The following is a 260-nucleotide window of genomic DNA, read 5'->3' on the forward strand; positions in this document are numbered from 1 at the left end:
CAGCAGAGCTTGGTGAATTATTAGAGATGGTCTATGGTCATCCGATAATCATGAGTCATTATCGCTACGTTGATGCTTTTATGGATTTTGTTGGTATTCACCCGCTGACCGCCAGTCTAGCAGCATTACAAGCCGTGGCAGAAGACAAAGGTCTGATAGGATTTGATTTTAATAGTGCAGAGAGCTGCGATAGCGAACAAGACCGTCGTCAAAGCTGGCTGGATTTACTATTTAGCCATGCAGTCGAGCCACACTTGGGT

Annotated in this window: 1 pseudogene; it reads left to right on the forward strand. The window is 45.4% G+C overall.

The features are described 5' to 3' along the window. Positions 1 to 260, forward strand: a pseudogene (locus tag AAEY75_RS15855) (EF-P lysine aminoacylase EpmA); the annotation flags it as partial.

It is taken from the genome of Psychrobacter sp. TB55-MNA-CIBAN-0194, from assembly GCF_040309505.1.
Taxonomy (GTDB): Bacteria; Pseudomonadota; Gammaproteobacteria; order Pseudomonadales; family Moraxellaceae; genus Psychrobacter; species Psychrobacter fozii.